Annotated in this window: 11 protein-coding genes; 7 read left to right on the top strand and 4 right to left on the bottom strand. The window is 46.8% G+C overall.

Annotated elements, in window-relative coordinates; translation table 11 throughout:
• Nucleotides 1-9 precede the first annotated feature (9 nt).
• The 6 genes from ispH (at nucleotide 10) to V5298_RS06575 (ending at nucleotide 7,648) form a co-directional block, all read left to right on the top strand.
• Nucleotides 10-954, top strand: a complete 945-nt coding sequence (gene ispH, locus V5298_RS06550; protein WP_332930667.1) for a 4-hydroxy-3-methylbut-2-enyl diphosphate reductase — start codon at nucleotides 10-12, stop codon at nucleotides 952-954.
• 128 nt (nucleotides 955-1,082) lie between these two features.
• The gene (locus V5298_RS06555) at nucleotides 1,083-1,703 is read left to right on the top strand and encodes a pilus assembly protein PilV (protein ID WP_332930668.1); all 621 of its coding nucleotides are present in this window, start codon (nucleotides 1,083-1,085) and stop codon (nucleotides 1,701-1,703) included.
• Nucleotides 1,700-2,539: a PilW family protein gene (locus tag V5298_RS06560; RefSeq protein ID WP_332930669.1), complete on the top strand. Its 840-nt coding sequence runs from the start codon at nucleotides 1,700-1,702 to the stop codon at nucleotides 2,537-2,539. Before V5298_RS06555 ends, V5298_RS06560 begins: the two co-directional genes overlap by 4 nt.
• On the top strand, nucleotides 2,539-3,111 hold the full coding sequence (locus V5298_RS06565) for a PilX N-terminal domain-containing pilus assembly protein (RefSeq protein WP_332930670.1): 573 nt from the start codon (nucleotides 2,539-2,541) through the stop codon (nucleotides 3,109-3,111). The genes V5298_RS06560 and V5298_RS06565 overlap by 1 nt, the downstream gene beginning before the upstream one ends.
• Nucleotides 3,112-3,122: 11 nt before the next feature.
• Nucleotides 3,123-7,181: a pilus assembly protein PilY gene (locus tag V5298_RS06570; protein WP_332930671.1), complete on the top strand. Its 4,059-nt coding sequence runs from the start codon at nucleotides 3,123-3,125 to the stop codon at nucleotides 7,179-7,181.
• Between the two features lie 14 nt (nucleotides 7,182-7,195).
• Nucleotides 7,196-7,648 carry a type IV pilin protein gene (locus V5298_RS06575; protein ID WP_332930672.1) on the top strand — a complete coding sequence of 151 codons (453 nt, stop codon included), beginning with the start codon at nucleotides 7,196-7,198 and terminating at the stop codon, nucleotides 7,646-7,648.
• Here the strand turns inward: V5298_RS06575 and V5298_RS06580 are convergent, their stop codons facing one another.
• The 4 genes from V5298_RS06580 to V5298_RS06595 are packed head-to-tail and all read right to left on the bottom strand — an operon-like array spanning nucleotide 7,649 to nucleotide 10,383.
• Nucleotides 7,649-8,197 carry a hypothetical protein gene (locus tag V5298_RS06580; RefSeq protein WP_332930673.1) on the bottom strand — a complete coding sequence of 183 codons (549 nt, stop codon included), beginning with the start codon at nucleotides 8,195-8,197 and terminating at the stop codon, nucleotides 7,649-7,651.
• Nucleotides 8,194-9,279 carry a hypothetical protein gene (locus V5298_RS06585; protein WP_332930674.1) on the bottom strand — a complete coding sequence of 362 codons (1,086 nt, stop codon included), beginning with the start codon at nucleotides 9,277-9,279 and terminating at the stop codon, nucleotides 8,194-8,196. The genes V5298_RS06580 and V5298_RS06585 overlap by 4 nt, the downstream gene beginning before the upstream one ends.
• Nucleotides 9,269-9,877, bottom strand: coding sequence for a prepilin-type N-terminal cleavage/methylation domain-containing protein (locus V5298_RS06590; RefSeq protein WP_332930675.1), 609 nt, complete (start codon nucleotides 9,875-9,877; stop codon nucleotides 9,269-9,271). Before V5298_RS06590 ends, V5298_RS06585 begins: the two co-directional genes overlap by 11 nt.
• Nucleotides 9,871-10,383 carry a prepilin-type N-terminal cleavage/methylation domain-containing protein gene (locus tag V5298_RS06595; protein ID WP_332930676.1) on the bottom strand — a complete coding sequence of 171 codons (513 nt, stop codon included), beginning with the start codon at nucleotides 10,381-10,383 and terminating at the stop codon, nucleotides 9,871-9,873. The genes V5298_RS06590 and V5298_RS06595 overlap by 7 nt, the downstream gene beginning before the upstream one ends.
• Before the next feature lie 105 nt (nucleotides 10,384-10,488).
• Between V5298_RS06595 and V5298_RS06600 the strand changes: the two genes are divergently transcribed.
• A partial coding sequence (locus V5298_RS06600; RefSeq protein WP_416351153.1) for a hypothetical protein occupies nucleotides 10,489-10,723 on the top strand: 235 nt, incomplete at its 3' end.

The raw sequence follows: 10,723 nt of genomic DNA on the forward strand, positions 1-10,723 counted from the left end.
GAGTCAATCATGCAAATACATCTTGCTAATCCTCGTGGTTTCTGTGCTGGCGTAGACCGTGCTATTACTATCGTAGAACGGGCATTGGAAATGTTTAATCCGCCTATCTATGTTCGCCATGAAGTCGTGCATAATAAATTTGTGGTGGATGGCTTAAAAGAGCGTGGTGCGAAATTCGTTGACGAACTCGACGAGGTGCCCGATGACAGTATCGTTATTTTCTCGGCGCATGGTGTGTCGCAAACCGTGCGTAAAGAAGCCGCCGCCCGAGGATTAAAGGTTTTTGATGCCACCTGTCCCTTAGTCACTAAGGTGCATATGGAAGTAACCCGCGCGAGTAAAACGGGTACCGAGTGTATTTTAATTGGTCACGCGGGGCATCCTGAAGTTGAAGGCACAATGGGGCAGTACGACAATCCAGAAGGGGGAATTTACCTGGTGGAGTCGAGCGCCGATGTGGCAAACCTGACGGTAAAAGATCCACAGCATTTATATTTTTGTAGTCAAACCACGTTGTCGGTGGATGATACCGCCGATGTGATCGATGCGCTACGGGCTAAATTTCCAGCAATAAATGGTCCCCGTAAAGATGATATCTGCTATGCAACCCAGAATCGGCAAGATGCTGTACGGGATCTGGCTTCAGATTGTGACGTCTTATTTGTTGTGGGGGCACAAAATAGCTCAAATTCCAATCGGCTTCGGGAACTGGCGGAAAAAGTCGGTGCCAAGGCATTTCTAATTGCCGATGAAAACTGTATTCAAAAATCCTGGCTAGATGGCGTGCAACACATTGGTGTTACCGCAGGTGCTTCTGCACCGGAAGTCCTTGTTCAGCGCGTTATTGCCCAATTAAAAGCGTGGGGAGCACAGTCTGCTTCTGAGCGGGCAGGCCGGGAAGAAAACGTGGAATTCGCCGTGCCTAAAGAGCTGCGGGTTAAACAGGTGGGCTAGTCATTAGACTGCCCCCGTCTTGTCTTATCATATTCAATACGCTGCATTTAAAGCTGATACTTATTTTTCTATTCCGATAAACTAACATAATTGCGGGATAAGTTTATTTGGGAATAGGTAATAGGGTTATGCGCCAATATGCGTTGGAACAGCATCAATCCGGTGTCGGCTTCATTGAGGTTTTAATTACGCTATTTGTACTCGCAATTGGATTGCTAGGAGTAGCCTCATTACAGTTTGTCGGTTCTTTTGCGAATCGCGATGCCATTAGTCGTACTCAGTCGGAGCTTGTAGCAGAACAGGTTGCAGAGCGGCTTCGTTCGGCTGCGCGTCCTGCGACGGCCAGTGATAGCTTGGTTGTCAATAATGCTTATTTCGATGCTGACAATTATAATTTTTCTACCTTGTCATGCGCCGACGACGATCTTTATGCTTGTCATTGTCTAAGTCTCCCATCCAGTATTTCAGATTGCGAAAGCAACACCTGCACTGAAGCCCAGATGGCTGAATACGACGGATGGGCATTGTCCTGTGCCGCCGTGCAAACCAATGATTCGGTGACACTACAGGTGAGCTGTACGGACAGCATTGCCAGCGATACTGATACCTGTTCTAGCGGCTCTCGTATTCATATTATCCTCACCTGGCCGGTTGCAAATACCGACAAACAAAAATACACACTAAACGCCCGATGTAATTCCGATTCCTCCGACAGCAACGCCTGCGTTGTTAAGGATATTACTTTATGAGGCAACGGGGTTTTACACTTGTTGAGTTGATGATTGCATTGGTCTTAGGGCTGGTGATCAGCGGTGCAGTTATTCAGACCATGGTGAGTTCCAGAGTGACCAATTCTCTCAATCAGGTGGTGGCACAGGTGCAAGAATCCGGTCGCTTTGTGATGAAAAGGCTGAATCGGGATCTTATGGAAGCCGGGCGATATGATGATGTGGTCGCACAGGTTGACAGTACCTACGACAGCTTGGTTGAGGCGGCATTTATTCAAAACAAACCCATTGGACTGGCTGGCGACTATATTGGCAATAGCACACTTGGCGCCACGCAAGGTTCCGGTGGTGGCAACGACGAACTGGTGATTAACTTCCTTGGCAACGAAGATTGTACGGGCAACCGTTTTGGCTACGCAACGGATACCGAGTTTCATGTGGTTAATAAATATTATGTGTCAGACGGTCAGCTATTTTGTACCGGCTACGATGGCCGCGTCTTGCGTGGATTGCGTTCAGCAGTGGTAAGTTCCCGTTCTGTTGTCTTGATGGACAATGTGGAAAGTTTTCAGGTGCAGTACGGCGTTACTGATGATATCTCTACATCGCAAGGGCAACCAGTGCGCTACGTAACGGCATCTGATTTAGCCACCTTGCGAAGTAACGATCAACAAGTGGTTGCGCTACGCATTGGTGTATTGATTAAAAGTGATGATGCTTTGGTGAGTAATTTGGCCGTTCGGGATATTGCAGTACTCAATGAGTCAGAAGTGACCACCGATAGTAGTCACTATTTTCAGGTATTTACGCAAACACTGGCACTACGAAATATGAAAAATTTTGTGAGGAGTCTGTAATGAAATCCATCGTACGCCAGGAAGGCGTCGTGTTGATTTTGGCTTTGCTGGTTTTGTTGTCACTGACGATTTTGGGGGTCAGTGCGGTTTCTTCCAGTTTAAGCCAAAACAAAATGGCAGTATCAATGCAGCGATCCGGTCAGGCTTTTGATGCAGCAGAAGCTGCGCTGGCCGGTGTGATTTTTGAATCTGAAGATGAAGTTTTACTGACTGATGATACAAAAACTGATCCACTGACCGAGGCTCGCCAAGGGACAGTGTTTGATCCGGATACCGATACGTTAAGTTGTTTCGATGATGAATGGACTGATCGGCAAGTAACATCAGATGTATTAGCTGTGGGTATTGAACATACAAGCACGGGTGATTACCAAACGGATATGAATACAACAAGCTGGTCAAAAACGGCTTTCGTTCGCGAGCAAGCCTGTGACGGATCTAGCACTGTTATTGGTGGAAGCAATATCACTTGCCACGTGTTTGTGATTAAAGGATGTGGAAAGGTCGAAGAGCGTGCAACGGTTGTTGCAAATACGGTTACCGCTGCGGTGCTTGCACCGGCTTCGCAGTAGGAGAAAAAACAATGAATAAAATGTACCGCTATGTAATATCGATTGTGTTGTGGAGTTGTATTGGATTCGCAGCATGGGGAGATGACTTGGATATCTATTTGGGAACGACGGACTCCTCAGTCACCTACAACCCCAATGTGTTGTTTATCATGGATACCTCGGGCAGTATGACATCAAAGGATGGGACTTCTGAAAGTCGTATGCTGCGTGTGCAGGACGCTTTAAAAGAAGCACTGCAATCGGCCACCAATATTAATGCCGGTTTGATGCGCTTTTCTGATTACGGCGGGCCGATTTTATACCCCGTACAGGCCATTGATGACTCCGTGGATCCTGAGTTGATTACGTCTACCGCTGACAGTGGCGATGATGCCTACGAAGTGGCAGGTTCTGTAAATGTTTCATCCAATTACGTTTACTTAACCTATGGCGTGACGCCAGTCACAACAGGTCTTCGCTTTACCGAAATGAACATTCCTCAAGGTGCCACTATTACCGGCGCATTACTACGGTTCACCTCTGCTCAGGTTAATTCTTCTGCTTCTACCTTAACGATTTCTGGCGAATTGAGCGAAGACAGCGAAGAATTTGAAAGTACCACGGGTAACATTTCCTTACGTACGAAAACAAGCAGTGAAGTGGTGTGGGATACAGACAATGCATTTCCTATTTCAGGTGAAGTGGTGAGCACACCGGATTTTTCTGAAGTGATCCAAGAAATTGTCGATCAACCGGGCTGGTGTGGTGGACAAGCGCTATCGCTTATCATTGAAGGCTCAAGCCTTGATACTTCCAGTTCCCGTAAGGCTAGAGCGGCGGATTATGGCTCCACAGGTTCGCCGCAGTTAGTGGTTACTTACGATGAGTCTACTGCCACCGGATGTGTGAGTGGTGAGGGGAATTATCAGGTTTCATCCGAGTCGAATAATGCTGAGGAAAAGAACAACGGTAAGGAATCAACGGGCACAGAATTAACCATGAATTCCAGTAGCAACGCCTATATTGGCTTGCGCTTTACCAATGTGAATATACCTCAGGACGCGGAGATTGCCGAAGCTTACATGGTGCTGACTCCCTATGGCAGCAACAGTGGAACTGCGTCAATGAATATTCAGGCGGCTGCCACCGATGATGCCGATGATTTTTCCTCATACACTCGATATATGCTCAAAAATATGGCTAAGACTAGCAGTGTCAGCTGGTCAATGCCCAGTTTCAGTCATAAGGTGGAGCAACAATCGCCGGACTTGAGCGGTGTACTTGAGGAAGTTTTCAGTCGAAGCGGCTGGTCTGCCGGCAACGATATTATGTTGATTTTAAGTGATTTTGTGGGCGATAGGGGGGCGTATTCGTATAGTGGTAGCCAATCATTAGCTCCCCAGCTATACATCCGGTACACCGGCTCCGCCACACCGGGCGTTACCTCGACGGTACGTGAAACCCTAATTAGTAAAGTAGATGAGCTTTCAGCAAGTGGCTATACACCTATTGTGGATACCTTGTATGAAGCTACGCTCTACTATGGCGGGCAAGATGTGGATTATGGCTTAACGCGAGGAACCTCAAGTACATCATCAACGGTGCGTAAAGCCACTCGGGTCAGTCATCGCAGCTCTTATTTAGGCGATGATCCTGTGCGTCCGTCGGGTTGTGATGAAGATAACCTGAGTGACGCCGATTGCGTTAACGAATATATACCAAGTGGCGCAACCTACATTTCGCCGGTGACCGACTTACAGTGTCAAACAAACAACCATATAGTCTTGCTTTCTGACGGTGAGGCAAACTACAACCACAGTGTGACTAAGATCCAAACCTTATTGGGCAGTAGTTGTTCAGGCAGTGGTGGTGAGAAGTGCGGCCTCGATTTAGTCAGCAATATCAGTGACAGCGACACATCGGTCATCGATAGGCGGGTAATTACCCATACCATTGGATTTGCAGCAAATTCCTCGGCCAACGATTTCTTGAATCAATTGGCGCTTTACAGTGGTGGTGGTTTTTACGAAGCCGACGACAGTGAAGAGTTGCTAACGGCGTTTCAGACTATCCTAAGTTCAGTTACCGATACGAATGCTACATTTGTGTCTCCTGGTGTGGCGGTGAACGAGCTAAACCGGCTTACCCATAATGATGAACTTTATTTTGCTGTGTTCAAACCGTCTGAAACGACCATGTGGCCGGGTAACTTAAAAAAATATAAGCTCAGTGGTGATACCATTTTAGATTCGAAAGGGGCTGAAGCGGTAGATTCATCCACTGGCTATTTTAGTGACACCTCTCAAAGCTATTGGTCTGCCACTGTTGATGGAAATGAAGTGGGGGACGGGGGCGCCGCAAATGAGTTGACCACTTCCCGGAATATTTACTTTTTTGAGGATGCCGGTTCTATTATTAGCAGTGCTAACGAGCTAAGTGAAAGCAACACAAACATTACCTATACCGATTTGGCCATCACCAGTTCTGATTCGTTGCGTACAGAACTATTAAAATGGGCGCGGGGAATTGATGTAAAAGATTCTGATGGCGACGGTAGCTCGACAGATGCCCGTCAGCAAATGGGTGATCCTTTACATTCTCAACCGGTGATTGTTAATTACAGTGATACGGATTCGGCGGTTTTTGTAGCGACCAACCAAGGTTTTTTACATTCCGTTGATCCTGAAACTGGCAGCGAGAATTTCGCGATTATTCCAAAAGAATTACTACCGAATCTTTATGATTTTTATCTCGACACCTCGTCTTATACTCATGTCTATGGGTTAGATGGCGATATAGTAACGCGCAGCGTCGGAGATGATATTTATTTGTATCTGGGCATGCGCAGAGGCGGACGCAACTATTATGTGTTTGATGTTACAAATAAAACCGCGCCAAAATTGAAGTTTGCCATTCGCGGCGGAGAGACAGGGCTAGAAAAACTAGGTCAAACCTGGTCCTCTCCTACCATCACCAAAGTCATGATCGGCAGCACGGAAAAAAATGTGATGATTGTGGGCGGCGGATATGACGATGGGCAAGATACCAAAACCACCCGAGATGCAGATTCAATGGGCAACGCCGTGTTTATGTTTGATGCAGACACCGGCGACCTCTTGTGGCATGCCAGTAATGAAGACGCTGATCTCAATTTAGAGGATATGCAATACAGCATACCTGGCCGTATTTCTGTAATCGACCGTGATAACGACGGCTATGCTGATCATATGTATGTTGCTGATATGGGCGGGCAATTGTTCCGGCTGGATATCTACAATGGAAATTCCGGTAGCGACTTTATTAAAGGGGCACGTATTGCTGACTTTGGTGGGTCCACGGAAGCGGAGAACCGTCATTTCTACTATGGGCCGGATGTGGCTCAAGTGTCGCTGGGTGATGAATTGTATTATGGCGTGGCGATCGGATCTGGCTGGCGTGCATCACCATTAGATGATGTGGTAGAAGACAGGTTCTATTTCTTGAAGGATACCGGGGTTTTCCAACATGATAGTGATGGCAATTATGAGTTTGACACAGATGTCACCGAATCCTCATTGTACGATGCCACTGAATCTTTGCTAACCAGTTCTGATACCAGTACCCAGGAGATGGCCTCAACGTTATTCGCCACTAAATCTGGTTGGTATATCAGTCTGGAAACAGCCGGAGAAAAAGTGTTGTCTTCGCCGTTAATCATTGATTACAGCATATTTTTCACAAGTTATATACCGTCCTCAAGTTCTGAGAGTGAATGTGCGCCGCCTACCGGTAGCAGCCGAGCATATTTAGTTAACATGTTTAACGGCAATGCAGTCACTGATCTGAATAACGACGGTGAGACTGACAGTTCAGATCGCTATGCGGATTTAGAGCAAACGGGCATAGCACCAGAAGCTACAATTCTTATCGATGATGTGACAAATCCGGTAATTTGTGTGGGTACCGAATGTGCTTCAACGGTTATTACAGTGGATGATGACGGCGATGAGGAGGAATGTACGTCGGTATTTTCCTGTTTGGCGGAAAACATTCTTGGTAAGTTTGAACGAGTGAAACAAAACAGCTGGTCCACGGATACAGAAAGGGAATAGCAAAGGACATGGTTATGAAAAACAGAGGGTTTACCCTCATCGAACTGATGGTTACTGTTGCCATTGTGGGAATACTGGTGGCAATAGGATATCCAACTTACCAAAATGTTATCCAAGGGAGCTACCGTAAAACCGCACAATCGGATTTAATGGCCTTTGCTGCTGCCATGGAGCGGCATCATGCCGGTACTTTTTCCTACGAAGGCGCCGCCAGCGGAGACGCCGACACTGGCAGTCCCACGGTGTTTTCTACCTGGTCACCGGCGTCTGAAACCGAATCTAATAAGCGTTATACCTTAACCATTGATAGTGCCAGTGCGGTGGATTTTGTACTTAAAGCCACTCCCGTTAGCGGCTCCAGTCAGGCGACAGACGGTGCGTTATGGTATTACAGCGATGGTCGAAAAGCCTGGGATGAGGACAATAGCGGTAGTATCAGCAGTGATGAGTATTGTTGGTCGTGTTAATTACGGGCCGGGTTGAATTTGATTAAGTTGTAATAGCTTGTCAATGCGTGTATCAACGAGAGGGTGAAGTATTGCCACTTGGGTGTGGATGGTCACTGATGTGCCATCTTCTGTATACCAATTTACGCCAATAGTGGCGCTTTTCATTAAAGGGTAGGGCGCGCCACCGCTTTGTGCACTGGCAAAGAGGGTTCCTTCATGGGTGTACTGAGGCGTGGTTGTCCAAGTCACCGTGTATTGTTGATTGGGCATATGCAGGCCAATATTACGCTCAACCACACCCGCGGTGAGGCCAGAGGCAAAATCAGTGGTTAAAGTTTGAAAAAAATCGACACTTTTAAGACCATTTTGATCACGTGCAAGGATCTGCGCTTTGAAATTGGAGGCGACAGAATACGCTTCATGTCGTTGCTGTATCGCCCGTTCAGTGATTTGTAAACCTTCTAATAGATGCAAGCTTCCTAAAAGCGTGGCACTGGTGACAATCATGGTAAGAAGCACTTCAATGAGTGCCCAACCTGAACATTGGAATGCTGAAGCTATCTTCATCGTTTTCGACTTCCCGGTACACGAGCAAGTTGTTGCAGTTGGGGCATTTGCTGCAATTTAAGTAACAGGGGGTAATCATATTTCACCTGGATATCACTGTTGCTAGTGGCGCTATGATTTAGGATCAGGCTCCCTTCTATTATGCTTGAATCGTGCATGATTACCTGCTGTGAAAACAGACTCGTTTTTTGCAAACTCACAACAAGGCCATAAATTTTGGCTTCATCTTTTAATACAATATCGCCATTTTCAATAATGAGAATAATCGGTTGCGCCGGCGAGCCTATTTCCTCTACGTCAGACAAGATACAGCTTCCTTCTACCCAGATAAAAAGGGCGTAGGGGTCTAATGATGTGCATGAGGTCGTTATCTGCCAAGGAATTGCTTTGAGGGTGTCATCACTGATGTCATCAATGTGGGTACCGAATAAATAATCCAACGCATCAAGGGGAAGGTAACTATCGTTATCTTTGATATCCGTATTTTTAAGGGCTGATTGACTTAATACTGACCCAAGGCAGTGGGTCTTGTCGATGATAAGCGGATCACAGCTGACACGGGTTCCCTGGGACAGATCAATAACCTGATTGGCCCACAGTGAGTAGCTGTATACAGGATGGGCCGTTGACGAGGGCAGATACAAGGTGAAACTTGCCCCATTGGTAATGCCGTTTACAAGAATAAGGCCCGCAGGGGGAATATTTAACAGTAGAGGAAAACGGACAATATCCTGTTGCTGAGATACTGAGAAAAGGCCATTTGTCTGTTTTACCGTGACCGTAGCCACATCAACTTCGACGCCGTTAATTATTTCATGGCTAATGTTAGATAATGACGCTGCCAGATCGGCAGGAAGATCCGAACTCCAGGAGGGAAGGTGTAGCAATCTGGCTGCATATTGAGCTTGGGTAAGCTGCACCGAGCCCTGTAATGTCTCTTGTTGCTCAGACCATATTCCTTGCTCATTAAGGCCAATAATGAGCAACGCTAGGGCACTGGTCACTGAAATGACTGTGGTCATTAATAAAACCGAGGTGCCTAACCAAATGCCCCCCATGACCTTTTTGGGTTTAATCACCATAGGGGAGCACCGTACTAAAATGGGTTGTTCGCATTATCTGAGGCTGTGTGGTCAACGCCAGAGTTAAATCGATATGCAGTGAGATACCGTGATCATAACTGCTCTGGGTAAATGTCAGTTCCTTCACAGACACCAAGGAGCTCTGAGTCAGATCCTGCCAGCCTGTTTGTGAACATGTCTTGCCATCAATACGCATTTCCAGCGCATTGTCACGTAATCGAAAGCCCTTTCTCTCATCACCGGGACTGGTATCTAGCACGCCGTTATTGTTTGCATCAAAGGCAAATAGCAGGCACGACTGGGGGAATTCGTCCGGGTGTTGAGATACCTCGTAGGATACAACAAAAGTATGGGCCTTTTTCTTTTCACTAAAAAGCACATTTCGGGCATCGCCGTGAAAGCCGCTTGCTGACAGATGATAGGTGATTAGTGCTGTGATGCGATTGACTTCTTGTTCCATTAAAAGCCCGTTCAGGAGCATGCGTTGTGAGTGATAAATGCTGGCGGTAAGACTGGCGGAACCTGCGAGAACCGCTAACCCCAACGTTAACGCAATCATCAGTTCAATTAAGGTGAAGCCATCTGAGCGCACTAGCATTTGTCATAAGCTCCGTATTGAAATTCCACGATACATGCTCTTACCCGGCCTAAGTTACTGAGTATGAGCTTGCCTGTTAGGTGGTAGGACTTAAACGTGAGCGTGCCAGCATACCCCTCACTGGTGCCAATACCGCCGGTAAATTGGGTATGTGTGGCCGGACTCAAGGTGTTTTCGGTAAGGGTAATATTGGGATGGGAGACATAGGATAATGCCGGAAGTTCGCCGGGTGAAATGCAGTCCCCAGATACCTGACAATTACACACTGCCGTTGTGGTGGCTAAGCACCAGTTTGTGCCTGAGGCAACAACTACAACCACATCCTTACCGGAGTATACCGACAACGCCTGGGCGCGGCGAAATTGACTCAGCCCTCCGTCGAGGACTTTGGACAGCTGCATTAACGCCAGTTGTTGTTGCATCGCTGGCAACGACATGGCCAGCAGTATGGCGGATATGGCTAGCCCAATGAGCAATTCTACAAGTGTAAAGCCGTGTCTTTCCATCGAGAACTATCCTTTTTGTCAGCAGGATTACATTGCTGTTTTGGTAAAGTGTTCTCATCTTAAACGGCGGGCCCATTGACGTAAGCTGTACCTAAGGAAGGAATTATGATGAAAAATACCGGTTGGACATTATTATCTCTGCTTATAACGTTAACTATCGTAGCCATTCTCTCGTTGGCTACAATGCCAGGATTTACCCATATTATTCAGCAGCAAGACGTCAACAAAGCGAGAAATCAGTTATTGCGATGGCAAGGAGAGCAAATTAACTATCGATTGAAAAACAGCCAGTATGCACAACAAAGCGCGTTATCTGTCCCTGATGTGCCAAGTTATACTT

It is taken from the genome of Alteromonas sp. 14N.309.X.WAT.G.H12, from assembly GCF_036697315.1.
Taxonomy (GTDB): Bacteria; Pseudomonadota; Gammaproteobacteria; order Enterobacterales; family Alteromonadaceae; genus Alteromonas.